The organism is Dyadobacter sandarakinus (assembly GCF_016894445.1).
Taxonomy (GTDB): domain Bacteria; phylum Bacteroidota; class Bacteroidia; order Cytophagales; family Spirosomataceae; genus Dyadobacter; species Dyadobacter sandarakinus.
Genome location: NZ_CP056775.1, coordinates 816,732 through 841,075 on the forward strand (window position 1 = coordinate 816,732; position 24,344 = coordinate 841,075).

Genomic DNA, 24,344 nt, shown 5'->3' on the forward strand with positions numbered 1-24,344 from the left:
TGGTTTCTAAAATATAATTAGCGCTAGTGCTTACCCTGTAAATAAAAGGTACAAAGCTTGGAGCCTTGCATTCAAATTCATTAATTTACGTTCAACAAGGTTGCTGACAACAGCCGCTATCACCAGTCACACTATTTGAAAAATGAAAATAATACAGGCCAACGAAAGCAAATCTCTCTCTGTTCTGATCAGTGCTATATCCGGATCTACGGGTGGAGCGGTAATCGGGGGACATATCGGCGGTGTGAATGGCGCTTTGATTGGCGGTGCCATTGGCACGCTTCTGACCGGCTTCCTGGAATGGAGGTCGCTGAATAAGTAGCGGTAGTACCTTCATTTCTTCGATGGTGAACGCGCTGTGTAATTACTTCCTGAGCATACTTACGCCCTCAAACTCCCTGCTGGTGGCGTGCTGTGTATTTCTGCTGTATATCTCCATTCTGATCTGGAAAGGAAAACTTAATGCCGAAGAACTGGGCAACTGGTTTCAGATCGGGATTTCTTCTTACTCGATTACAGGCAGTATGCGGGTAATATGCCTTACCTACCTTGAAATTTGTAAGATCAACGAGGGAGGCATTGATCTTGTTTATACCATTTTCGGGAGTCTGGCCGTAGTCTGGCTTTCTACCTTCAATATCTTTAAGAAGTTCAAGCTGGCCTACTAACAGAAAGGTGTATCGTCGGACGCAATATCTCAGCATTTGCGTACCTGAGGAAAAAAATTGTTTTTTGCAGGAAGCCTGATCTGAATACGCAATCAAATCAGCACGGCATAAAAAAAGTTCGTTTACAAGCTGTAAACGAACTTTTTGCCTTGTGACCAGAAGGAGAGTCGAACTCCTATACCCAAACGGGCACTACCCCCTCAAAGTAGCGTGTCTACCAATTCCACCACCTGGCCTTACGGTGATGCAAAAGTACAATTTAAAACATCCGTCGCAAGAAATGCCCTCAAATTTTTGAAACGATGCAGGGAAAATACTTTTCTGATTAAAGTGCTTTTTCAGCGATATGCAAAGTAATATAATTGATTATCAGAGGTAAAACAGCTCCTTGTTCAACCTGGTTACAATGTGCGTGAAATCGTCAGGATTGGAAGCAAAGTCCATGTTATTAACATCAAACTCGATGATCTTACCGTGTTCATAGCGGTTTGCAAAGTCTTCGTAGTAGCGGTTCAGGCTTTCGAGATAGTCAACCGAAATGGACGCTTCAAAGTCCCGGCCGCGTTTTTTGATCTGCGAAACCAGCTTCGGAATATCCGCTTTCAGGTAAATGAGCAGGTCGGGATGGGACACCGTACGGATGATCGACTCGAAAAGCAGCAGATAGGTCTGGTAGTCGCGCTCGGCCATAATGCCCGAGTCATACAGGTTTCTTGCAAAAATAAAGGCATCCTCGTAAATCGTCCGGTCCTGCACGATGGTAGCATAGGTAGCAGCGCGGATCTTCTGCACCTGCGCAAACCGGCTGTTCAGAAAGAATACCTGCAGGTTAAATGCCCAGCGTTCCATATCCACGTAAAAATCCGCCAGGTACGGATTCCCTTCTACCGCTTCAAACATCACATCCCATTTGTAATAATCCCCCAGCATTTGCGTCAATGTAGTTTTGCCGGCGCCGATGTTCCCGATGATCGCTATGTGCATATATGTAGGTTGAGTACTTGAACAAGGTTGTAAAAATAGCTATTTAACCCGAATCACGAACCCGCTGCCTGTTGCGCACGTTTTCTGAACAGTGCACGATTTTGTATATTTACGGTTGATTTGGGGAAATGAGCTGCGCTGATTATTCTGTTTCCCTTTGTTTCAATACTGAAAGACTGAATGGAAATGAAACCTTACCGGGTGATTTTGTACTACTGCTACTCACCCATTGCCGATCCGGACGCTTACCGCGACGAGCATCATTTATTTTGTGTGGAACATAACCTGCTGGGCAGGATCATCGTCGCACCCGAAGGTCTCAATGGTACTGTTTCGGGTACGGTTGAAGATTGTGAGGCTTACATGGAGTACGTCCGGTCGGATGAACGTTTCAGCAGCGTGCAGTTTAAGATAGAGGAGCACGATACCATAGCATTCCAGAAACTGCATGTCCGCGTGAAGGACGAGATCGTTAACTCCGACCTGCATGTAAATCCGCTTGTAAGAACCGGGAAACACCTGGAACCTTCGGAATTCAGGAAGCTGATCAACGATCCCGACGTGGTACTGGTAGACATGCGTTCGGATTACGAGCATGAAGTGGGCAAATTCAAGGGGGCGATTACTTTTGATATGCACAACCTGCGCGAGCTGCCCGACCACGTACACGAGATTGAACATTTGAAGGATAAAAAAATAGTTACCTATTGTACGGGCGGTATCAAATGCGAAAAAGCAAGTGCTTACCTGCTCGAACAGGGCTTTACGGACGTATACCAGCTGCACGGCGGCATTATCCGGTACGGGCTGGAAGAAGGCGGCGAGAACTTTGACGGGAAATGCTACGTGTTTGATAACCGGATTACGGTAGATGTGAACAAGGTGAATCCAACCGTGATCTCCACTTGTTATATCTGCCACACAGCCTGTGACCGGATGGTGAACTGTGCCAATCCGGAGTGCAATAATCATGTACCTATTTGTGAGGCCTGCGCAGAACAAATGGAAGGCGCATGCACCGAGGAATGCAAATCACACCCGGCCAAACGCGTGTACAATGGTACGGGCTACTACGTGGCCCAAAGCAATCACTACCACCCGATGCAAGGGCTGAAAAGTCAGAAAAAGACAATCAAGCACCTGAAACTGGCCGCTCAGAATACCGGAACCGTTTAGATCAATTGTTTTTCGAGAATGTAGTCGTTCATCCAGTACGGCCCGATCGGGATATCTTTTTCGGCAACAACAACAAAGCCCTGGCGTTCGTAAAATGTCAGGGCTTTGTTGTACCGGTTGACATTGAGTGAGAGTATCCGCGCACCGGACTGTCTCACCAGTTGTTCTACATTTTCAAGCAGGAAGCGCCCGGCCCCGGAACCCTGCTCAGCCGGCAATACGTAAATCTTGTGTAACTTGAAGCAGCCTGGTGTTTCCTCCGAGAAAGCGGCAAATCCTGCAGGAACGGAATTGTTGCAGAGGATTACAAAACGCTGGCCTTCTTCAAACTGAGTGAGCAGGGCGGCAGGTGCGTAAATTTTACCGAACATATAGGCTATCTGCTCCTGGCTAAGTATGTCACGGTAAGTAGGTTCCCATGTTTTTTCCTGTATGCTGATGATGACGGGGATATCTCCGGGAGTGGCTGCTTTTATTGTGAATGAAGGCATATTACTTAAATTTGGCTTAAAGGACCTGCAAATAAACAGTTATCACTTTAAAAACATACTTACTGACGGTGGCGGAAAATTGCATGGAGTGTGCCGGGAAGCCGATCAGCAAACAGCTATGAAACCCCTTATTTTAGTGACCAACGACGATGGTATAACGTCAAAAGGAATCCGAACACTGGTAGAAACCATGCAGACCATCGGCGACGTGGTGGTAGTGGCGCCCAACAGTCCGCAGTCGGGCATGGGACATGCGATTACAATTGGTGAGCCCTTGCGCCTGTATGAAACGCATATATTTGATCAGGTTACCGAGTATGAATGCTCCGGAACGCCGGCCGACTGTGTGAAGCTGGCCAAAAATTATGTTTTACAGGACCGTAAACCGGATCTTGTGGTGAGCGGCATTAATCATGGCAGTAACAGCTCGATCAGCGTTTTGTATTCGGGTACAATGTCAGCTGCCATTGAAGCAGCGATTGAAGGAATACCAGCTATTGGGTTCTCGCTCAATGACTTCCGGGAAGATGCTGATTTCAGCCATGCGACGGAGCTCATCAGGCAGATCACCGAAACGGCCCTTCAAAATGGCATTCCTACAGGTGTAGCATTGAACGTGAATATTCCTGCGAAAAGTGATGTGCCACTGAGAGGCGTGAAAATCTGCCGGCAGGCCAAAGCCAAATGGCAGGAAAAATTCGACTACCGCGTGGACCCGCATGGACGCGGATACCTGTGGATGGCGGGTGATTTTGTAAATTTTGATACCGAAAAAGAAGATACTGACGTGTGGGCGCTGGAAAACAATTACATTTCTGTGGTTCCGTGCCAGTACGACCTGACGGACTATGGGACATTGAATACGCTGGCAACCTGGGATTTATAATCAAGATTCAGCTATGGCATTAGTAGGTAGTTTATTAAAGAAAGGGATTCATTTCAGCAATATCGTTGCTAACCGCAGAAAGGCCAGTCTTCATCAGCAGCAAAAAAAGACCCTCGCCCGACTTCTGGCGAAGGCCCGGTACACCGAGTTCGGGGAGAAATACAACTTCGACGAACTGCTCTCGTCCATTCTCTTTGGGGAAAAAGGCGCATTTTATGAGCTCTACAAGACCTCAGTGCCCATTTACGACTACAATAAGATCTTTAACGAATGGTGGCACAAGTCACTTGAAGGTGAAAAGGATGTGTGCTGGCCCGGCCAGATCAAGTACTATGCACTGAGCTCCGGTACTTCGGAAGCGGCTACGAAGCATATTCCTGTTACCAGGGCCATGTCGAAAGCCATACAGAAAACGAGCATCCGCCAGATTCTTTCGCTGGGACATTACAAGGATCTTCCTACCGATACTTACGAAAAAGGGATCCTGATGCTGGGCGGAAGTACCAACCTCAACAACCAGGACAGGCATTTCGAAGGGGATCTCAGCGGAATCCAGGCTAAGCAAATTCCCTACTGGTTCAGGCCGTATTACAAGCCGGGTGAGAAGATCGCCTCTCAGCGCGACTGGGGCCTTAAACTGGAAGAAATTACCAAACAAGCCCATGAATGGGATATCGGATTTGTGGTAGGTGTTCCTGCTTGGATCCAGCTTTTGATGGAGAAGATCATTGCACATTACCAGGTCAAAACCATTCACGACATTTGGCCCAATCTGCAGGTTTTTGCGCATGGCGGCGTTTCCTTTGAACCTTACCGGAAAGGTTTTGAAAAGCTGCTCGCACGACCCTTAATCTACATCAACACCTATCTTGCTTCTGAAGGCTTCATCGCTTATCAGACCCGCCCGGGCGCACTTGGTATGGAACTGGTGTGCGACAATGGGTTATTTTTCGAATTTATTCCGTTCAACCAGGAAAACTTTGATTCGGACGGCAACCTGCAGGCCGAGCCGGAAACGCTCATGGTAGATCAGGTGGAGGTTGGAAAAGAATATGCCCTGCTCATGTCCACGTGCTCCGGCGCGTGGCGCTATCTGATTGGCGACACGGTCAAGTTTGTGGATAAAGTAAGAGGCGAAATCGTGATCACAGGCCGTACCAAGCATTATCTAAGCCTCTGCGGCGAGCACCTTTCGGTAGACAATATGAACAAGGCTGTGGACCTGGTGTCCGATGAGCTGGGACTTACGGTAAAAGAGTTCACGGTTTGCGGGGTAACGCACGGCTCCCTGTTTGCGCATCATTGGTATGTAGGGGTAGAAGAGGAAAATGTCGATGCCGAAAAGCTCAAAGAACTGCTGGATGCCCGCCTGTCCGAACTCAATGATGACTATGCAGTAGAGCGAAGGCATGCATTGAAGGACATTTTTGTGACCGTACTTCCCAATCAGGTTTTTTATGACTGGATGGAATCCAAGGGTAAAATGGGAGGGCAGCACAAGTTTCCAAGGGTATTTAAGAATTTCCTGATTGAAGACTGGAAGGGTTTTCTGAAGAGCAAAGGATATGATCCTGAGTAAGATCAGCATGCCTGAGTACTGATTTTTACTAATACATATGAATGCAAAAAGGCCCGGGAGACATCCTGGGCCTTTTTGCATTTAAACAAAATATGTACGAATCAAAAACTGTTACCGCCGGCTGCCGCCCCGAACACTACCGCCGCTGAACCCGCTGCGACCCATGCTGCCCGCACTGATACCGCCTCTGTTGAAGCTGCTGCCGCCGCCAAATGAACGGTTGTTAAAAGAGCGTTGGGTTGGTGCATGGTAGTAGGAGTTACCCTGCATCGGCATACGGCTGCTTTGTCCCGGCACAATCCTGCGCGCTGCGTTATAGCTCCGGTCGGGGGCATACCCGAATGAGCGAGCGCTTGCAGGCGCATTGAAATGTCTTCTGGCTGTGTTCAGGAATGCATTCCGGGAGGCGGAAACTTCCCGGTTTCTGATGCCTGTGTTCCGGTAATAGCGGTCATACTGGTGGTACAGGTGCGGATAGTACCGGTAAGCGCCCCCGAAAAACCAGTTGGAGAAGCCCAGCGACGGCAATGCATATACGACCGGATATCCGCCAGCTCCGAGGTAAAAGCCTGAACCGTAGCCATACAAACCAGGGTACCACATCGGGGAGCCAAACCAGGAAGGATAGCCAAACCAGTACGAATACGGGCTGCCATAATTCACCACCTTTTCGCCGGCAGGAGCCGGGTAGCTGTATCCGCCCGAAGTAGCATATTCTTCCGAAGCTTCGCTTAGTTCTTTGATGGCATCGGGGTTGGCGGCCAGGTCATTCTGATAGGCTGCAAGCTCCTGCCTGTTTTCCGCATTAAGCTGCTCGTGGGCTGCGGCCAGTTCCTGGCGTACACCTTCCGGATTGCTGCGGAACTGCTCGCCCAGGCGTGCACTCAGGTCGGCGTGATCATGAAGGAGCAAGAGTACGTCCGGCTTTTCCTGCAATGCTTTGAAGGCAAGCTGAGCCTCCGGATTGAGCGGGGCAATCATTTGTTCAAATGCATTCACTGCTTCTGCGTTCAGGTTGTCGACGGCCACCAGGGCGCTGTGCTGATTTTTGTAAAGCTTCCACGCGGCAGTTTTCAGTCCGGGATCCTGGTTGGGCAGCATACGCTCAACCGCCTCGCGCGATACTTTTTCAGGCAGGATTGCCAGCTTGTGCATCAGCTCGGGATACCGGCTTACTTCGTAAAACCAGGCCTGCTTACGCTGCGGATAATGTTGAATAACCTGCTGAAAACCATTGTAGCTTTTCTCCCGGATGGAAGACAGGTTTTTCAGTACGTCAGGGTATTGTATGGCTGTAAGAATGTGGCCGCGGACAGCTTCGTCAAAGGGTGCAATGGTTTTGACAAGGCTGTTTTCTGTAATTGTATTTTGTTCTGTACCTGTGTAGTCTGCACGATTATCCTGGCTGTAAGCTGCAAAGGAAACAGCTGAAAGCAGGAGCCCGGCAAACAAATGAAGCCGTTTCATGGTCTTGAAATATTTAAGTCTGTTACTGTTTTTACAATACCAAACTACCACCTGATTCTGTCGGAAAGTTGTAGTTAGACCCTTTTTGAAAAAAAACATCCGCAGAAAAACCCCGGCAAGCGGGGCCATCTGCGGAGTGAAAGTTCGATTAATTAGCCCCGGTTTACAGGGAAGTTTTTCATTAGCTTTTTGACACCCTTGTTAATCTGCTTGTCGAGCCGGTTGGGGTTGGTAACATCCCCGCTGATCGCCTTTTGCCAGATGATATTTCCGGATTTGGCATCTACCAGGTCGAGTACCAGCGTGCCGTCGGTACCGGTGGTCGAGTAGGGGTAACCGCCGCCGTAAGCGCCACCATAGTAGCCGAAACCACCATAGTAAGGCATTCCCCAGCCAAACCGGCCCCAGCCCATCATCGGGTAACCTGCTCCGCCGTAGTAGTTTTTACGTACCCGCTGTGTAAAGGTGTGGAATTGCAGGAGGTAATCCGGGTTATGTGTATCCCTGGCCATTCCCCTGCCCGCCAGCGCCTCATCCAGGGCGGTTTGAATGCGCCTGCGCGAAAACGAGCTGTTGTACATCGGGTTTTGAGCTGACTTCATGTCTGGCACGATCCAGTTGTAAGTGGCTGTCGTGCCGGTTTTTATTTCGGACTGGCCGGGATTTTGTGCAAATGCTGCCCAGCTCAGTAGGGTCAGCATACCCAGCAAAATCATGTTGCGTTTCATTGTTTTAAAAAATATTAAGGTTTACAATCCGATGGCGTAATACTGCACTTCTTCGTTGCCGGGATACACTCCCTCGATCATCACACCACCTTTTTTGCCTTTCAGCAATTCAATTGCATCTTTTACATTGCCTACGGGCGTTTTATCGATTTTGGTAATTACAAAACCTTCCTCCATGTCCGTATTCTGGCGCACTTTACCGGCGCTGATCTGGGCTACCTGTACCCCGGCTTCCAGTCCGTATTCCTTTTTTTGCTGGCTGGTCAGGTCTTTAAGTGATACGCCCAGCTGCTCCATAACCGCTGAGGAAGTTTCCTTGATAGCAGCTACCTCCGAAATGCCTTTCAATGTTACATCCATTGTTTTTACGGCTCCATCGCGGTTTACGGTAACATTTACCTTGTCAGAAGGCTTGTGCTGTGCAATCGCTTCCTGCAGTTGCGGTACACTGTTGATCTCGCGGCCATCAATTTTGGTGATCACGTCGCCTACTTTCATACCCGCGTCTTTGGCAGCGCTTTCGGCAGCAAAGTTTTCCACGCGCACGCCTTCGTCCACTTTCAGGTTAAAGGTCCTAACTTTCTCGGCATCCACCTCGCTGATGTTCACGCCCAGGTAGCCGCGCTGTACCGAGCCATATTTGGAAATATCCTCCACGACCTTGTGCGCAATGCTGGCAGGTACTGCAAACGAATACCCCGCAAATGAGCCTGTCTGGCTGGCGATAGCTGTATTGATACCGATCAGGTTTCCATTCAGATCCACCAGTGCGCCCCCCGAGTTACCCGGGTTGACCGCAGCGTCGGTTTGGATGAAGGATTCGATAGGTGCTTTTGCATTTTCACCTAATATATTGATACTGCGGCCTTTGGCACTGACAATGCCCGCTGTTACCGTCGAGGTCAGGTTATAGGGATTGCCTACGGCGAGTACCCACTGGCCTACCTCTACATTTTCAGAGTTGCCGAATGCAAGTGCAGGCAGGTTTTTGGCATCAATCTTGATCAGGGCAATGTCCGTATTCGGGTCGCTGCCGATCACCTTCGCTTTATAGGTGTGTTTATCAAACAATGTGACTTCCAGCGACTCAGCGCCCTGGATCACGTGGTTATTGGTCACAATGTAGCCGTCGGGATTAATAATCACACCCGAGCCCGAAGCTTTGGCTTTCTCGCCGCGGCCTCTTGGATTTTGTTGTTCAAAAGGATTGCGGTCACCAAAAAAGTCACGGAATGCATCCGGAATCTCCATTTGACTTACATTCCGCTCAGGCTTCAGAGTAGCCTTGATGTGCACTACGGAAGCGGTAGCTTTCTTGGAAGCAACCGTGAAATCTGCCGGGATCATGGCTACGCCGGCTGGTAAAGTTTTGTCGTCAAGACGGGCAGGGCGAACAAGCGGTGTGGCTTTGTCAACCCAGGTGGATATCGTATCGGGTTTGCCGAAATGCTCATAGGCTGCCAACGAAGTTCCGCCCAAAAAGGCGGAGATAACAGCAACTGATGCGATTTGTCTGAATTTACGAGTTTGGATCATAGCTGACTTAGTGTTTAAGTATGATTCAAATTTCATCATCAATCCTGTGGCAATTCTGGCGACATTCTGAAGACATTCTGAAGTTTGCTTTTTTATGAAAAAAAATAAAAAAAGAGAAGGTCAAAGACCTCCCCTTTAAGCACTACCAGCCATGAAAATTCTTATTTTACCAGGTAACCGTGAGCATGTGCCACTCGTCCTGTACCCGGTAAGTCAGTGTTTGTCCGTTGACCTGGCAAATCGTTTTTGCCAGCGCAAGCCCCAGTCCCAGCGAGGCCGAATGTGTACTTTCCTTCCTGAACCTTTCAAATAAAAGCTCCGGATCACCCTGGATGGGCCTGCCCGTGTTACATACCGTAAGTTTGCCCGGGGTAAGCTGTATTTCTATTTTTCCATCCTCCACATTGTAACGGATTGCATTCGTAAGCAGGTTGTTGACCAGTATTTCTGCCAATGCCTGGTGCATGACCGGGCCAACCGGTTCCAGCTTTGTACTTACGGTAATGTTCCGCTGCTCAATCAGATCTTCCAGGTCACGTAACTTACGATGGATGATGGGCGTCAGATTGACTGGCTCGGTGCCAGCCAGAAATTGCCGGTTTTCTATTTTCGTCAGCAGCAGCAGTGCCTGGTTCAGGCGCGACAGCCGGTTGGCGGCCTCACTCACTTCCGACAGGCTTACGAGCTGCGACTCGCTCAGTGTTTCATCCTGGATCATCCCCTCAATCTTGGACAGGATCACCGCCAGCGGCGTTTGTATCTCGTGCGAAGCATTTTCCGTAAATTCTTTCAGGTTCTGATAGCTTGCTGCCAGCCTTTCCGTGAACTGGGTCAGGGTTTGGTTGAGCTGGGTAAATTCTGTTGTGCGTGTTCTCGAAAATTCAAGTACCTCATGCTTTTCAAGCTGGTACTTGTCCAATGCATTTAATGTTCTGTAAAATGGTCTCCATAGCCGCTCGCTCAGCCAGCTGTTCAGCATCAGCATGGATACCAGCAGCAATGCGACAATGAAAGTAACCGTCATGACCACGGCCTTCATGAGTTGCTGCCTTTGGTCCAGCAGTTTGCTGAGTATTACCCGGTACCATTGGCCCTCTACCTGCTCGTAAAATATCAGCTGGCGGTAGGGATGGTACTGTCGTTCATTTGCATTATACATCCGCCGCTCCACTGCAATCATTTTTCCCGGATAACGCACCGGCTGCAACTGCAGGCTGTCGCCCAGCTGCAGTATGTACACGGGAAGCGTATCAATATGCCGTAGCTGCCAGCTCACCTTCACCTTGCTCCGCAGCAGTTCCTTATTTACCTCCTCATCGATCAGGTACCGCACCGACAGGAAAAAAAGTCCGGCCCCGAGCAGCAGTATGACGAGCGATGCCACGATCTGGTAGCGGAATATGCGTTCCAGGAGGTTCATTGCTCACTGAATTTGTAACCTACGCCATAAATGGATTTCAGGTAATCGGGACAGCCTTTGTCCATCAGTTTTTTTCTCAGGTTTTTAATGTGTGTATAAATAAAATCAAAGTTGTCCATCAAATCCGCATCGTCGCCCCAAAGATGCTCTGCAATTGATTCTTTGGTCAAAACCCGGTTCTTGTTCGCGATCAGGTAAACCAGCAGGTCATATTCCTTGCGGGTAAGGATAATTTCATACCCGTCCACAGCCACGGAATGTTCCTGAGGGTCAATATGGATCTTCCCGAACCCTATCTGCTGGTTGCCCTGAAAGTTCCTCCTTCGGATCACGGCCTGTACCCTGGCATTGAGTTCCGATAAGTGAAATGGCTTGGTCAGGTAATCGTCCGAGCCCAGGTTGAGCCCCACAATGCGGTCGTCCAGTGAGTTTTTGGCTGAAATGATGATAATGCCTGTTTCGGGAGACTTCCTTTTCAATTCCCGCACGGCCTGAAGTCCGTCACCGTCGGGCAGCATCAGGTCCACGAGCACGCAGTCGTATTCGTAAACATGAATTTTCTCCATGGCCGTACCATAGTCAGGTGCCCATTCACATACGAAATTCTCCCGCTGGAAGTAATTCTGAATGCTGGTGGCCAGGGCCTTTTCATCTTCGATAAGCAACAGTTTCATGACGGGTTCTTTTTGCAAAAGAAGCGTTCAAATTTGAAGAAAAACTGAAGTTCGCTTCCACCCGGATAAATGTAAACGTTCGTGCCAGCGCAAGCCTTACCGGATTACCCTTCGTGCCCAGTTCAGCATCGTGGAGTATACCTCATCGCGGGCAGGCTCGCGGGAGAGGATGAGGTCGTGCATGCCTCCGGGTACGGCCTGGATGCTGTACTGCCCCTGGATGTTCCGTGCACGGGTTTCAATGTCATTGATGTTGGTGACCGCATCACCGGAGAAAAATGCGTCGCTCCATTTTTTTTCGTCAATGAATCCGGCGGCATGCAGCACCAGCACGGGCCGCTCGATCTGCAAGCCTTTGTCCAGTTTTTCAAGTCCGAGCGCAACAGCCCGCACCCAGCCGTAGCTGACAGGCGGAACCTCGATCGGTTTCCAGCTCAGATTATAGCGCCAGGTGCCGTGTGCCGTCTCATGCAGGCTTTCGCCGTACAAGGAACTGATTCCCGCATCGGTGTCACCGTCCGGATTTTTCTCCGCGCGCCTGATGATGAAGGTGGGCGATTTTACATTCAACGCGAACATCGGACTATTGAGCAATACTGCGTCAAAAAGCTCCTTTCCCCGGCGCGCATCTGCATACAAGGCTGCGGTAAGCCCGCCAAGATCATGGGCGCTGAGCAATATTTTGCTGCTACCTTCCTGTCTGATGACGGCGAGTGCGGTATCAAGGTCGGGGAAGTACTCGGCAAGGTCGCGCACGTTGTTCAGCTTCTGGTGAGCAAGCCACGACCGTCCGGATTTCCGCAGGTCCACCGCATAGAAGTTGTAACCTTGCGCATTGAACTTGTCCGCCATTTCTTCCTGAAAAAAGTAATCGTTGAAGCCATGCACATACAGGACCGCCTTATTGCTCCGGGCGGGCGCGGGCTTGCGGATGATGGTACAGGTCACGCTGCCTTCATAGTCGGACGGCTGCACGACCGTGGCTTGCTGAAATCCATGTCCGAGCAAGTCTGCATAGTAGGTCAGCTGCGCCGTGGCGGGCGTAAAAGGCACCAAAAACAGCAGTGACAGGAATAATCTGAGATGCATGGAAGGTAATTTTTAACGTAATATAAAGATAGCAGGCGCACCTTAAAGCGAAAGAGGGGTTTGCAGGGGATATTTTGAAGAAAAGTAACTGAAAAGCCCGGTCAGGTTGATATTTCAGAAAAAATCATTCACTTTGACCGCACAGTTCAACCCGGATATTGATCACTGGTTTGAAAGAAACAGAAAAATACATCCTGAGCAGCTTGTTGCCAGTACTATACAATGGGCTTCGATGCAGTCACTGAACTGAGCCGGACCGGATCAAGCCCGACGAAGTCAGGGACAAATAATAGATCCATTTAAAGAATTAGTTTAATAAAATTGCAATCTTACGAGCAGTAACCACCGTTCTCAATCTTGAATTACAAAATGGCCAATCCCACCGGTAAAGAAACAACAGGCGCTATTACCCCTGCCAGCGAGTCCAGTGCTGAGAATGCCCCCCGGCATAACCTGAAACCAGTAGAATCATTCAGCCGTTTTACCGACTTCGATATTCACGTTTTCAAGCAGGGTAAGCACTTTAAGTTATATGAAAAACTGGGTGCCCATGTGGTTGAGCTGCATGGTGTGGTGGGTACTTACTTTGCCGTATGGGCTCCCAATGCTACGTATGTCTCGGTCATTGCCAACTTCAATGGATGGAATGAAGGTACCCACTCCCTGTTTCCGCGCTGGGATAGTTCGGGGATCTGGGAAGGGTGGATACCGGATGTGGGCAATGGAGAGGTTTACAAATATTTTATAGCTTCCAATACCGGCGAGCGGCTCGAAAAATGCGATCCTTTTGCATTCTGGAGTGAGCTGGCGCCGCGCACCGCCTCCATCGTCTGGGATACCTGGTATGAATGGGGCGATAAAGAGTGGATGGAGGCACGTAAAGAGACCAACAAGCTCAATGCGCCTGTTTCGGTGTATGAGGTGCACCTGAGCTCGTGGCAGCGTGATCCCTCCGATCCGGAGCGTACGCTCACGTATAAAGAAATTGCAGCAGGGCTCGTACCCTATGTAAAGGAAATGGGTTTTACCCACGTGGAGCTGATGCCGGTGATGGAGCATCCCTATGCGCCGTCGTGGGGGTATCAGATCACCGGATACTTTTCGTGTGCGTCACGGATGGGTACGCCCCAGGAGCTGATGTACCTGGTGGACCAGCTTCACCAGGCTGGCGTGGGCGTGTATATGGACTGGGTTCCGTCGCACTTTCCGGGCGATGCGCACGGCTTGTTCCGGTTTGACGGTACTGCATTGTATGAACATGCAGACCCGCGCAAGGGCTACCATCCCGACTGGAAAAGCTATATTTTTAATTATGGGCGCAATGAAGTCAAATCATTCCTGATCAGCAATGCTATTTTCTGGCTCGACCGGTACCATACCGACGGGCTGCGCGTGGATGCTGTGGCTTCGATGCTCTATCTCGATTATTCGCGCAAGCATAATGAATGGATACCGAACGAATTTGGCGGCAGGGAGAACCTGGAAGCCATATCACTGCTCCGGGAGATGAACATTGCTGCTTACTCGGCATTCCCCGATATTCAGACGACCGCTGAGGAATCAACTGCTTTTCCGGGTGTGTCGCGGCCGGTGTTTGTAGGGGGGCTTGGATTTGGAATGAAATGGATGATGGGCTGGATGCATGACACGCTCAGCTATTTCCAGAAGGAGCCCGAGTACCGCAAGTGGCACCAGGACCAGCTGACGTTCAGCCTGGTTTATGCTTTTTCTGAAAACTTTATGCTGCCATTTTCCCACGATGAAGTCGTATACGGGAAAAAGTCATTGATCAACAAAATGCCCGGCGACGAGTGGCAGCGTTTCGCTAACCTGAGGCTCATGTTTACCTATATGTTTACGCACCCCGGCACCAAGCTGATCTTCATGGGCGGGGAGTTTGGACAACCCTCAGAATGGAATTTTGACCAGAGTCTGGACTGGCATTTGCTGAACCAGCCTCCGCATCATGGAATGAAGGAATGCGTAAAAAAGCTGAACAACCTTTACCGTACCGAACCTGCTTTGTTTGAGTACTCGTTTTCGGGACAAGGCTTTGAGTGGATCGATACCCAGGACCGGCAGAATTCTGTCCTTATTTATGCAAGAAAAGGTGAAAACCCGGATGAGTACGTGGTAATCGTGCTGAACCTGACACCGATTCCGAGGAAGGGTTACCGCGTGGGCGTCCTTTCGGAGGGGAGCTGGCAGGAAATATTCAACTCCGATGCAACCGAATTTTACGGGAGCGGGGTGATCAATTATCATCCTGTACAAACCGAGAATGCTTACTGGCACGGCAGACAGAACTCGGTCATGATCGACCTTCCGCCACTCGGCGCCAGTGTGTTGAAGAAAGTAAAAAGTTGATCTTGTAAATACATCCGGCAGGTGATCATCCTGTCAGAACAGGCAGGAAAAAGGTACCCTGCCTGTTTTTTTTACACATTTCTTTACCTTTGCCCCGTCACACAGCAGCTGAAAAATGAAGAAATTTCCTTTACTGTTTTTGTTTGTTATTGCCGCCGTACTTCCGGCAAAGTCGCAGAGTCTTGCAAGGGTTACATCCGGGCTGGACATTGGTACGGGCTACCTCGACCAGGAGTGGGCGCCGGCTGCTACCTATCACCAGGAGCTGAGTTTGAGTAACTTTCCGTGGTTCAGGGTGGGCTGGGGCATCAGGGCCTGGGGGTACTATGCCGGCAGAAACGACCTCTTGCCCAAAAGTACCGCTCTTTCGGCCGACACTTTGAAGTTTGGCCGGTTAAGTTCCAGCGGCGTGAGCTTTCTGCTGGGTGCAAATGTCCGCATCTGGCGGATCGACCTGGGGGCCAATACGGATCTTGCAGGTATTGCATTCGGAATAAAAAGAGGCGGGCTGTACACCAAGCCATCCTTATTTGAAGGCGCGGGCGCACCGTACTACAACGATTATGTAAGCAGCAATCCCAGTACCCTCAATGCGCTTCCACTGCTGGTTGACCGGCAAAATGGTCAGTCGGAAGTGTACCTCCGCTACTGGATTACCGACCGGCTGGGGATCAAGCTGGGATATACTTACGGTCAGGTTGCTTACAGTACTGAAGTAAAGCTCGACAATGGTCACCGGCGCTTCTCAAAAACTTACGGAATGCCTTTCGCGTCAATAGCTTTTCCACTTTACAATTAATCAGATTCTTCCGATGCCCGAAAAGCTGGTTGATGCACATAAATACAAGCTCTGGAAATCGCGCCTCGAAAACAATGGGCTGACGATACACCGCGTGGATGAACTCTACTCACGCCGCACCGGGAACGGGGATGTCCTTTTTTCCCTTCTTTACACCGACGCAACTACACCGGAAGGAAACAAAATTCCGCCCATCTGTTTTCTGAAAGGGGAGGTGGTAAGTGTGCTGGTGTGTTTTATTGAAAAAGAAACCAGGGAGAAAAACCTTTTGCTTGTGCAGCAGCGCCGCATTTGCGATGGCTCAATGACTTACGAACATCCCGCGGGAATGCTCGACAGCGAGTCGGATGCGGCTGGCGTAGCAGCGCGTGAAGTGTTTGAGGAAACGGGCATACGGGTATCCAGGGAACAGCTGGTGCAGGTTAATAAGGAGCCTTACTATCCATCGACAGGAACGAGCGATGAGGCCATGTACATGTTTTACTGCGAACTGGAACTGTCGCGTCAGGAAATCAGCAAATACCATAACCAGACACAGGGACTGATTTCGGATCATGAATATATCAAAACATGGGTGGTACCCTTTGCGGAAGGGCACAGGCTGATCACGAATGTGAATGGATTATTGCTGGATTACCTTTACCTGAAAAACACCGGTGACTGGGATTTGCTGAAACAGCTTTAAACAAAGGGACTTAGCAAAAATCCCCTTATAAATTAGGAGCAAAGTGGCGCTTGAATCAAATTAAGCCTATATTTGCTGCCCGATACCCGGACAGGCGCCCGTAGTTCAATGGATAGAATTGTGGTTTCCGGTACCACCGATAGGGGTTCGAATCCCTTCGGGCGCACAAACAAAAAAATCCCTGCAATGCTTTGCAGGGATTTTTTTGTGCCCACGTGCCACTGTTCCAAACATATGCAAAGCAGCCGTGCATGAAGTTATCTTCCTTCTCATTTCTTCTACATTAGCGCATGCTCCGGGGGTGTTGTATCAAATCAAGGGTGGCTTTGATATATGCTATTCTTTTTCGACCTTTTAACAGTTATAAAAAATCTAACGGACTAATTATGAAGGTTATCAAAATAGGGCAAGACCCATCAAACGAGGAAATTGCACAAGCTCTCGCTCAGGAATTTTCTTCCGGATACTCCTATAAATCTTTTGGTTTAGGTAATAATAAAAGCATTATTGTTCGAAAGTCAGAGTTTGTCGGTGCACAAATCTCTAAAAGTGGAAAGCAAATAACAGTACATGCACATGCTCCCAATGTACTATTAAGCTTATTGGATGTGCTTTATTCTGGTATCATTAGTGTAGCATCTTATTCATCATTAAAAGAGCTTGAATCGGATTTAGTAGTCTTTCTAAAAAATAAGTATGCTTAGGTGAGTTGATTTGAGCGCCAAAAAAACGTAGTGGTGATTTTGATTCACAAACTAAATACCATGATATTATTAAAACAGTACTGAAATACTTGTTGACAATCCTGTTATCACCATTTTATATCTCTACTAAATGGATTGATATGGCAAAGTTTAGAGGAGACAATATCACTGAATCTAACTAAACGGTATTGTGCCTGATGCAGGGGCATATGACACTATTTCCAAAAGGAGATGTAGCATAGACAATGTGATGCATTCATTACAATTTACATATCTATTGAAAAACATAGCATTGTTTTGTCTGATCAGCTTTTCAGCTTTTTCACAGAAAGTGTATCAGGCTAATGAAGTGGAGAAAGTTGCTGAGCCGGGTGGGGGAATCGCACTCTTTAACCGTTTCGTCACAGCCAATCTGAGAGTTCCTATCCATGCTGCCGCAAAAGGCCTTGATGCGCGGGTGCTGGTCAAAGGAGTTGTGCAGACGGATGGCACAATAACAAGCCTTGAAATTGCCAGGTCACTGGATAGCTTGTGTGACATTGAAGCATTGCGGGTAATGGATCTTTACAAAGCCTGGAAGCCTGCCATGGTCAATGGCCAACCCGTACAACAGGCAGTGGTGTACCCGATTGCTTTCCGAACCGCACCTATTCCTTCCTACGACGCTACGCAAAGCGCGATGGTCGAATATTTCGACAAAAACCAAAATATGGTTTCCGACGAGAAGAAATTTAAGTTCAGAAATGTGATCCCTGTTGACACATACGGGGATGTTCGTGCGGATATTTTATTCCAGGAGAAAAGAGGTGGAGAATGGAAAACGGTGAAAACATTTCCTTTTCAGAAGGAAGAGATTTGGGTAAAACTATCGGGTCCGGTCAAAATGGATTCCGTGCAGGCTTACCGTATTTCTGCCAATATGGGCAACTGGGAAAGTCCTTCGGAGGAGATCATAACCCAGGCGGACGGTCGGCTTCTTTCTTTCACGGCTTATCCAGGGAGCGGAAAATTACCATCAGTAAGTAAGACCTATTATAGGAGCGGAATGCTGCGGGAAGAAAAAATCTCCTCAGACAGCCTCACACAAATTACCAGCTGGTACGAAAACGGTCAGCTCGGGAATGTGCTGCTTCTCGACAGTAAAAAGGTTTCTGTGCTTGAAAATTGGGATATGGACGGGCGTATTCTGGTAACGAAGGGTTCCGGAACAGCCAGGATTCAGGCTGGAATTTATGATGGCAAAATGGTTTTCGAAGAGGGGCTTGTTGTGGATGGTTTAAAAACCGGGCATTGGGTAGGGCGTCATTCGATCACGGATGTGGTGTACGAAGAGGATTATCAGGATGGAATATTAGTCAGAGGGATAAGAAATCCAGGCCAGCAGCCTGTTGAATACACGGTTGATGCCATCCCACCCAAGTTTCGTGGAGGACCGAAAGAGTTTGTAAAACTACTCAATAAGCATGTTGATATTTTTCCTTCCATGAATCCCGCAAACGGCATTCCAAGAGGCAAGCTCCTGGTTTCATTTATTGTGGACGAGCGTGGAAAGCTAAGTGACTATTCGCTTGACAGGGGTGTTTCCAAAAATGTGGATCGGCAGGTAATGGATTTGGTAAAGGAAACGAATGGTGGCTGGGATGCTGCCGTAAAAAAAGGAAAAAAAGTCACTACCCGGCATACCTTGCCAATTGATTTTATAAGTAGGTAGAACAAGACTGTATTAATAGGAGATAGAATAAAGATCGCTGGTCTAACCGGTTGGAATTTGTTAATAGGCGATTGACAATTTGTACCCGTAAGCAGCCGCGATCTGATGTTTATATACCATGATTTGATGTATCGCCTTTATTGCCCCGCTCATAATTATTTTAATTTGCTGCGCACCAGTAATTCAGCCAGTTTAAAAAACTATATAAGCCCTTAGAGTATTAATCTAAGGGCTTATATAGTTAAAAAATCAATGCATTTAATATTGACCTGCCGATTATGTCACATCGTATTAAGAAACATCATAAAACGGTGTTTAGCTGATTAATTTACCCAGTCCGGATTTTGTTTAAGTATACCGTCTGAATTATCGATTTCAATTTGTGGAAGGGGCTGGTAATAGTTCTTTGGCCTTACCCATTTCATCCTCCCCAAATCAGCCGGAAACATTTTTTCTGGTTTAACTAAAAAAGTCTGAAGATCATAAATTCCCGCTTTATCCCAGCGCAGGAGGTTCTGATACCGGAAGTTTTCCCCGGCCAGTTCGACCCGCGTTTCATGGATTAACGCTTTAATGTCTGCCTTGGTAACCGGAGCCAAACCTGCTCTTTTACGCACCGCATTGATCTCTGCATCTCCGGCACCTGCACCATTCAGACGGATTTTCGCTTCGGCAACCAAAAGATATGTATCCGCGGCCCTCAGGAAAGGAATATTCAGTCCGTGATTAAATGTTTCAGGCGTAACCCAATCCATATATTTGAAATAACTGTGGCCTGTGTTGGAAAGTCCGGGCGTATGAACAACGATTGTGCCTGCCTGGCTGACAGATTCACCGTCTGAAACAATGGTCGTTTTCTTGCGTTTGTCACCCGTTTCAAACTCATTCACGAGATCGGTGTGAGGCTCATTGAATCCGTACATGCCCCAGGGACGCGGACCGCGGTGTTTTGACAATAATTCCTGGTTGATCCACGACATGTCGTTCATCATCAGGAACAGGTTTTCGGGTAAACTTTCATTGCCTTTTCTGAAAAGCGAAAGGTAGTCGGCGGCAAGAGGATAATTATCTATCACGTTCTTTCCCGAGGCGATGGCCTTGTTCAGGTTTTCGCTATCCGTATATTCTTTCGCCAGATGCATGTAGATAGACGTCATCACGGCCCAGGCTGCACCTTTACTGACGCTTCCCGTAATGTTATGCATGGGCAGCAATCCCGCCGCAATGTTCAGGTCTTCCAGTATAAAATTCGCCAGAACTTCCGGCGACTCGCATTTAGGCTGATTGTATTCATTGTTCAGCACATTTTCTTCCCTGATAATGGGAACTTGTCCGTGAATCAGGTACAGCCTGTAATAGGCATAGGCCCGCAGGAAATAGGCTTGTCCAAGAATGGAATTGTAAGAATCCTCACTGATCGCGCCGGCAGCTTTCACTTTCGGTGCATTGATGATGACACCATTTGCCCGGCTGATCACTTCATATTTATACTGATAGGTATCCTTGATTTTGGTATTGGACGGAACGGTATTATAGGTTTCGATTTCTTCGTCTTCGGCATGGTCGCCGGCTCTCCAGTGATCATCACTTTGATTGTCAAAGAACAAATCATCCATTCCCAATGCCCGTGTGGCCCATGGACCATATACGCCCGCAATCGCATCGCGCAAGTCCGACTCAGTTTGCCAGTAATCCTCGTCCGTCCTGCTACCCACGAGGTTCTGATCGAGAATGCTGTCGCAGGAAAAAAACAGCAGTCCAAATGCCAGCAAGAATGTATATTTTTTCATTTTAGGTAAGGCTAAATGGTTTTAAAATGTAATATCCAACCCTAATACAAGGCTTTTCGACTGGGGCGTATTATTTAAAATGACACCGCGGTTCAGGTTGTCACTTCCGCTTTCTTCGGGGTCAACACCGTCGAATTTCGTAAATGTCAGCAGGTTACGGCCAGACAGATACACTCTGAGGTGGGAGATGCCAATCGATTTTGATGCCGTTTCTGGTACCGAATAGCCGAGGGTGGCATCTTTCATTCGTACATAGTTTCCGTTTTTAATACCGAGCTCGGACACGCGATAATTGTTGTTGGCCCGAATGGTCGACATTCTCGGGTATTTGTTTGTAGAACCTTCTCCCGTCCACCTTTCATAGGATACTGCATCCATATTGCCGCTCTGGGTAGGGTCTATCCCACGTACCATCATGGCGTCATACAGCTGATGGCCCAGAGAGCCGCTGAATACCGTGGAAAGATTAAAACCTTTGTAAGAAATGCCCAGGTTGAAGCCCAGCAACAGTTTTGGATTCGGATTTCCGATCCTTACGCGGTCTTTATCATCCACGATATTATCACCGTTGATGTCCACAAACCGCACATCTCCCGGCGTAATATATACTTTCCTCGGATCTTTGGAAATGTTTGGATCGCTCTCAACTGCTGCCTGGTTCTGGTAAATTCCGTCCGTTTTCCAGCCGTAAAATGTACCGACAGGCTGGCCCTGGTAAGTCCTGTTATATTCATTGGACGAGATGTACTTGGCTTCGCCGTAAAGCTGGGTAACCTCGTTCTGCAGGTACGTCAGGTTCAGGCCAAGGTCAAAATTGACATTCCCCACCTGACCATTGTAAGAAGGCTCGATCTCAAACCCGTAATTTCGCATTTCACCGGCATTGAAGTCGGGGATGGACACCGTTCCGGACGCCAGCAGGCTCGGAAGAGGGATCAGCATATTTTTTGTTCTCTTGTCAAAATACGCGACGTCGAGATTTAATTTATTGTTGAACAACCCCATCTCCAGAAGCACATTCAGCGAACTCGTGGTTTCCCAGGTAATATTGGTGTTCGCAAACGAAGCCAGCCGCGTTCCCGTCAGGTTGGTACCGCCGAGGACATATTTTACATCCTTCTGATAAACATTCAAATACTGGAAGGGATCGACATTCTGGTTACCGAGTTGTCCCCAGCCGACATTCAGCTTCAGATTGGATATGTTCGGATTGCCTTTCAGGAAGTTTTCATTGGAAATCCGCCACCCCGCAGAAATCGACGGAAAGTATCCCCAGCGATTTCCGTCAGCAAATCTGGACGAACCGTCCGCCCTGAAAATACCTGAAACATAATAGGTGTCTTTAAAACTATAAGTTCCGCGGAAGAAAGCAGAGGCAATGCCCGTTGTTGCATTCTCATTGCCTTCCACCCTTGTTGTTGCTGCATTGTTCATCACCAGCTGGCTGTTCAGTGTGGACGCAAATCCCTGACCGATCATCCGGTTGTAGTTACCCTGGTCGATCTGGCCGGAAATACCGAAAGTTGCTCCGATGTGGTGATTGCCTACCGTTTTGTCGTAGTTAGCAAATACTTCTCCCAGCTTGGTTGTGGCCAGGAAATTGGCGAACACAAGGGTAGGGGCAGACTCACTTCTTGACTGCTCCGGGGTGATGTTCTGGAAGTGGTTATCACCCGATGTAGTCCTTTGGTAGGATGCTCTTGCGCTTAAAGTCAGATCCTTGGTTACATCAAAATCCACTTTCGTCGTGATGATCGATCTGATCTCATTGGTGCGCCACCATTCTTCTCTCGCCTTGTATACCGGGTTCCACATGTCGCCGAGTTGCGTGCTGGCTTTCCCTGATCCATAAGTGCCGTCATCATTTTTCACCGGTATGGCAGGCATAAACCGGTAGGCTGAGTAAATCGTCGTAGAGGTTCCCTCACCCAGGTCATCCTGCACAATCACGTTTTTCCTTCCTGATATCCGTACATTCTCCTCAATCCTCAGGCGGTCCGATATTTTTTGCGTGCTCCTGAGCGACATGCCAAGACGCTTCATATTGGTGGTGATCAGTGTACCGTCTTCGTCTCTGTAAAAGAAATTGGCATTGATCGTCGAGTTCTCGGAGCCACCGCCAATATTTACGTTATAGTCGGTATATAAACCTTTTTGAAACATCGCGTCCTGCCAGTCGGTGCGGGTTTTGTTGTAATATTCGTTTGCCCATGGCGAATTTTGGTCGATAGGAAGTCCGTCCATCACATACCGCTCACGTTTCAGTTCGTAAAGCTTCTCTGCATTCAGGACCGGATATTTTTTAATCAAACTGTTGATCCCGGCTGAAGTATTTAACCGTACCGTTGTTTTTTGTTTGAAACCCGCCTTTTTTGAGGTGACCAATACCACACCGTTTGCCGCACGCGTACCATATATTGCACCGGATGCTGCGTCTTTTAATATTTCAATGGACTCGATTTCAGCGGGTGCCAGCTGTCCTAACACGTCCGCACTGACAGGTACGCCATCCAGCACGATCAGTGGTTGGGTATTGTTGATCGTACCAACTCCGCGGATCCTGATACTCGGTGTTTTTCCGGGAAGCCCGGACGAAACAACCTCCACACCCGAAGCCCTGCCCTGCAGTGAGAGCGCAACGTTCGACGCAGTCGATGTCTGGATATCCTTACCATCTATTTTCGCGATGGAGGAAGTTATTTCGCTTTTTTTCTGAGTACCGTATCCCACTACCACGACACCTCCCAGCATGGTAGCATCAGCTTCCAGCATGATTGTCATGCTGGTTTCATCCCTGACGGTTACTTCCTGCGTCTTGTTTCCGATGAAAGATATCACCAGAACATCCCCTGGCTCTGCCTGGATAGAGAACTTTCCGTCAGAATCCGTCACCACGCCCTTTGTGGTTCCTTTTAATACTACACTGGCGCCTGGAAGGGGCGCATTCGTCTGGTCTGTCACTACTCCTGAAATCGTTGCCAGGTTCTTGGCCAAAGGTGTGTTGCCGTTAAGTGCGACCAGATTTTTTGGGTTCAAACCAGCATTTTCAAGGACATTGCCTACATTCCTGTCCTGCTTGTCCAGTACGATCTGCCGGCCCGATATTTCAAATTTCAATTGCAGCGGGCGAAGTAATTTGTCCAGTACCTCGGCCATTGATCCGTTCACCACCTTCAGATCAACTTTCTGGTTAATGTCGATCATCCGGGAGCTGTATATGAATTTTACATCCGAATTTTTTTCAATGATCTTCAATGCTTCCCGCACACTTTTTGCCTTGATCTCTACGGTCAGTTTCTGGTCCAGGACATTCTGCCCGTTCGTCACCGAGGCCGAAACCACGCTGCAAAACAGCATACAAAGGACGATTTGATATATAGTCATTTTCATAATATCCCATATAAGATATTGATATCTAAAATTTTCTCTCATAATTTGTGATTGTTGAGATTTGACGATTTTGACAATAGGATTACTGTCATCTGCCAGGATGATCAGGATTTTAAAGGTCGGTGAAGCTCGAACTTCAGCGGCCTTTTTTATGAAAAGAGGTTAAGTTGATCTATACCATAGGCACTGATTCTAGGTCA

At 48.3% G+C, this 24,344-nt stretch carries 20 protein-coding genes and 2 tRNA genes; 11 read left to right on the forward strand and 11 right to left on the reverse strand.

Annotated features, from left to right (window positions below):
- Window positions 1-142: 142 nt before the first annotated feature.
- A complete protein-coding gene (locus HWI92_RS03270; protein WP_204660770.1) occupies window positions 143-322 on the forward strand; it encodes a hypothetical protein in 180 nt (59 codons plus the stop codon).
- Window positions 323-344: 22 nt separating this feature from the next.
- Window positions 345-668, forward strand: coding sequence for a hypothetical protein (locus tag HWI92_RS03275; protein WP_204660771.1), 324 nt, complete (start codon window positions 345-347; stop codon window positions 666-668).
- A 152-nt stretch (window positions 669-820) separates the two neighbouring features.
- Here HWI92_RS03275 and HWI92_RS03280 read toward each other — a convergent pair.
- Together HWI92_RS03280 and HWI92_RS03285 are read right to left on the reverse strand one after the other, a co-directional pair.
- Window positions 821-904 (reverse strand) — tRNA-Leu (locus HWI92_RS03280).
- Window positions 905-1,037: 133 nt separating this feature from the next.
- Window positions 1,038-1,652: a deoxynucleoside kinase gene (locus HWI92_RS03285; protein WP_204660772.1), complete on the reverse strand. Its 615-nt coding sequence runs from the start codon at window positions 1,650-1,652 to the stop codon at window positions 1,038-1,040.
- A gap of 186 nt (window positions 1,653-1,838) precedes the next feature.
- Between HWI92_RS03285 and trhO the strand changes: the two genes are divergently transcribed.
- Window positions 1,839-2,828, forward strand: coding sequence for an oxygen-dependent tRNA uridine(34) hydroxylase TrhO (gene trhO, locus HWI92_RS03290; RefSeq protein ID WP_204664206.1), 990 nt, complete (start codon window positions 1,839-1,841; stop codon window positions 2,826-2,828).
- Here the strand turns inward: trhO and HWI92_RS03295 are convergent.
- Window positions 2,825-3,319, reverse strand: coding sequence for a GNAT family N-acetyltransferase (locus tag HWI92_RS03295; RefSeq protein ID WP_204660773.1), 495 nt, complete (start codon window positions 3,317-3,319; stop codon window positions 2,825-2,827). The two genes, trhO and HWI92_RS03295, sit on opposite strands and share 4 nt — an antisense overlap.
- Window positions 3,320-3,437: 118 nt before the next feature.
- On the opposite strand from HWI92_RS03295, the gene surE reads away from it, so the two are divergent.
- Together surE and HWI92_RS03305 are read left to right on the forward strand one after the other, a co-directional pair.
- A complete protein-coding gene (gene surE / locus HWI92_RS03300; protein ID WP_204660774.1) occupies window positions 3,438-4,205 on the forward strand; it encodes a 5'/3'-nucleotidase SurE in 768 nt (255 codons plus the stop codon).
- Window positions 4,206-4,218: 13 nt separating this feature from the next.
- The gene (locus HWI92_RS03305) at window positions 4,219-5,784 is read left to right on the forward strand and encodes a GH3 family acyl-acid amido synthetase (RefSeq protein WP_204660775.1); all 1,566 of its coding nucleotides are present in this window, start codon (window positions 4,219-4,221) and stop codon (window positions 5,782-5,784) included.
- A gap of 111 nt (window positions 5,785-5,895) precedes the next feature.
- Here the strand turns inward: HWI92_RS03305 and HWI92_RS03310 are convergent, their stop codons facing one another.
- The 6 genes from HWI92_RS03310 to HWI92_RS03335 all read right to left on the reverse strand — a co-directional run bounded on the left by HWI92_RS03310 (window position 5,896) and on the right by HWI92_RS03335 (window position 12,698).
- Entirely contained in the window at window positions 5,896-7,251 is a 1,356-nt protein-coding gene (locus HWI92_RS03310; protein WP_204660776.1) for a coiled-coil domain-containing protein, read from the reverse strand.
- Between the two features lie 152 nt (window positions 7,252-7,403).
- Window positions 7,404-7,979 carry a DUF4136 domain-containing protein gene (locus HWI92_RS03315; RefSeq protein ID WP_204660777.1) on the reverse strand — a complete coding sequence of 192 codons (576 nt, stop codon included), beginning with the start codon at window positions 7,977-7,979 and terminating at the stop codon, window positions 7,404-7,406.
- A 21-nt stretch (window positions 7,980-8,000) separates the two neighbouring features.
- Entirely contained in the window at window positions 8,001-9,515 is a 1,515-nt protein-coding gene (locus tag HWI92_RS03320; RefSeq protein WP_229248796.1) for a Do family serine endopeptidase, read from the reverse strand.
- Window positions 9,516-9,681: 166 nt separating this feature from the next.
- Window positions 9,682-10,935: a sensor histidine kinase gene (locus tag HWI92_RS03325; RefSeq protein ID WP_204660778.1), complete on the reverse strand. Its 1,254-nt coding sequence runs from the start codon at window positions 10,933-10,935 to the stop codon at window positions 9,682-9,684.
- On the reverse strand, window positions 10,932-11,609 hold the full coding sequence (locus HWI92_RS03330; RefSeq protein ID WP_204660779.1) for a response regulator transcription factor: 678 nt from the start codon (window positions 11,607-11,609) through the stop codon (window positions 10,932-10,934). Before HWI92_RS03330 ends, HWI92_RS03325 begins: the two co-directional genes overlap by 4 nt.
- Before the next feature lie 96 nt (window positions 11,610-11,705).
- Window positions 11,706-12,698 carry an alpha/beta hydrolase gene (locus tag HWI92_RS03335; RefSeq protein ID WP_204660780.1) on the reverse strand — a complete coding sequence of 331 codons (993 nt, stop codon included), beginning with the start codon at window positions 12,696-12,698 and terminating at the stop codon, window positions 11,706-11,708.
- A gap of 369 nt (window positions 12,699-13,067) precedes the next feature.
- Here HWI92_RS03335 and glgB point away from each other — a divergent pair, with 369 nt between their 5' ends.
- The 6 genes from glgB (at window position 13,068) to HWI92_RS03365 (ending at window position 18,964) form a co-directional block, all read left to right on the forward strand.
- The gene (gene glgB, locus HWI92_RS03340) at window positions 13,068-15,065 is read left to right on the forward strand and encodes a 1,4-alpha-glucan branching protein GlgB (protein ID WP_204660781.1); all 1,998 of its coding nucleotides are present in this window, start codon (window positions 13,068-13,070) and stop codon (window positions 15,063-15,065) included.
- Window positions 15,066-15,180: 115 nt separating this feature from the next.
- Window positions 15,181-15,864 (forward strand): hypothetical protein, encoded by a 684-nt coding sequence (locus tag HWI92_RS03345; protein WP_229248798.1) that lies wholly within the window; start codon window positions 15,181-15,183, stop codon window positions 15,862-15,864.
- Between the two features lie 13 nt (window positions 15,865-15,877).
- The gene (locus HWI92_RS03350; RefSeq protein WP_204660782.1) at window positions 15,878-16,549 is read left to right on the forward strand and encodes an NUDIX hydrolase; all 672 of its coding nucleotides are present in this window, start codon (window positions 15,878-15,880) and stop codon (window positions 16,547-16,549) included.
- A 94-nt stretch (window positions 16,550-16,643) separates the two neighbouring features.
- Window positions 16,644-16,715: transfer RNA gene (locus tag HWI92_RS03355), tRNA-Arg, on the forward strand.
- Between the two features lie 220 nt (window positions 16,716-16,935).
- Window positions 16,936-17,253 (forward strand): hypothetical protein, encoded by a 318-nt coding sequence (locus tag HWI92_RS03360; protein ID WP_204660783.1) that lies wholly within the window; start codon window positions 16,936-16,938, stop codon window positions 17,251-17,253.
- Window positions 17,254-17,530: 277 nt separating this feature from the next.
- A complete protein-coding gene (locus tag HWI92_RS03365) occupies window positions 17,531-18,964 on the forward strand; it encodes an energy transducer TonB (protein ID WP_204660784.1) in 1,434 nt (477 codons plus the stop codon).
- Window positions 18,965-19,287: 323 nt separating this feature from the next.
- Here HWI92_RS03365 and HWI92_RS03370 read toward each other — a convergent pair whose 3' ends face one another.
- Window positions 19,288-20,754: a RagB/SusD family nutrient uptake outer membrane protein gene (locus tag HWI92_RS03370; protein WP_204660785.1), complete on the reverse strand. Its 1,467-nt coding sequence runs from the start codon at window positions 20,752-20,754 to the stop codon at window positions 19,288-19,290.
- 21 nt (window positions 20,755-20,775) lie between these two features.
- Complete coding sequence (locus tag HWI92_RS03375) at window positions 20,776-24,111, reverse strand: TonB-dependent receptor (RefSeq protein ID WP_204660786.1); 3,336 nt, start codon at window positions 24,109-24,111, stop codon at window positions 20,776-20,778.
- Between the last annotated feature and the right edge of the window lie 233 nt (window positions 24,112-24,344).

Excerpts from the sequence above, each read along its gene's own strand:
- HWI92_RS03335 (WP_204660780.1), bottom strand. The coding sequence starts at position 12,698 with ATGCATCTCAGATTATTCCTGTCACTGCTGTTTTTGGTGCCTTTTACG.
- HWI92_RS03370 (WP_204660785.1), bottom strand. The coding sequence starts at position 20,754 with ATGAAAAAATATACATTCTTGCTGGCATTTGGACTGCTGTTTTTTTCC.
- HWI92_RS03345 (WP_229248798.1), top strand. The coding sequence starts at position 15,181 with ATGAAGAAATTTCCTTTACTGTTTTTGTTTGTTATTGCCGCCGTACTT.
- HWI92_RS03375 (WP_204660786.1), bottom strand. The coding sequence starts at position 24,111 with ATGCTGTTTTGCAGCGTGGTTTCGGCCTCGGTGACGAACGGGCAGAAT.
- trhO (WP_204664206.1), top strand. The coding sequence starts at position 1,839 with ATGAAACCTTACCGGGTGATTTTGTACTACTGCTACTCACCCATTGCC.
- HWI92_RS03325 (WP_204660778.1), bottom strand. The coding sequence starts at position 10,935 with ATGAACCTCCTGGAACGCATATTCCGCTACCAGATCGTGGCATCGCTC.
- HWI92_RS03315 (WP_204660777.1), bottom strand. The coding sequence starts at position 7,979 with ATGAAACGCAACATGATTTTGCTGGGTATGCTGACCCTACTGAGCTGG.
- HWI92_RS03350 (WP_204660782.1), top strand. The coding sequence starts at position 15,878 with ATGCCCGAAAAGCTGGTTGATGCACATAAATACAAGCTCTGGAAATCG.
- surE (WP_204660774.1), top strand. The coding sequence starts at position 3,438 with ATGAAACCCCTTATTTTAGTGACCAACGACGATGGTATAACGTCAAAA.
- glgB (WP_204660781.1), top strand. The coding sequence starts at position 13,068 with ATGGCCAATCCCACCGGTAAAGAAACAACAGGCGCTATTACCCCTGCC.
- HWI92_RS03305 (WP_204660775.1), top strand. The coding sequence starts at position 4,219 with ATGGCATTAGTAGGTAGTTTATTAAAGAAAGGGATTCATTTCAGCAAT.
- HWI92_RS03275 (WP_204660771.1), top strand. The coding sequence starts at position 345 with ATGGTGAACGCGCTGTGTAATTACTTCCTGAGCATACTTACGCCCTCA.
- HWI92_RS03360 (WP_204660783.1), top strand. The coding sequence starts at position 16,936 with ATGAAGGTTATCAAAATAGGGCAAGACCCATCAAACGAGGAAATTGCA.
- HWI92_RS03310 (WP_204660776.1), bottom strand. The coding sequence starts at position 7,251 with ATGAAACGGCTTCATTTGTTTGCCGGGCTCCTGCTTTCAGCTGTTTCC.
- HWI92_RS03320 (WP_229248796.1), bottom strand. The coding sequence starts at position 9,515 with ATGATCCAAACTCGTAAATTCAGACAAATCGCATCAGTTGCTGTTATC.
- HWI92_RS03270 (WP_204660770.1), top strand. The coding sequence starts at position 143 with ATGAAAATAATACAGGCCAACGAAAGCAAATCTCTCTCTGTTCTGATC.
- HWI92_RS03295 (WP_204660773.1), bottom strand. The coding sequence starts at position 3,319 with ATGCCTTCATTCACAATAAAAGCAGCCACTCCCGGAGATATCCCCGTC.
- HWI92_RS03330 (WP_204660779.1), bottom strand. The coding sequence starts at position 11,609 with ATGAAACTGTTGCTTATCGAAGATGAAAAGGCCCTGGCCACCAGCATT.
- HWI92_RS03285 (WP_204660772.1), bottom strand. The coding sequence starts at position 1,652 with ATGCACATAGCGATCATCGGGAACATCGGCGCCGGCAAAACTACATTG.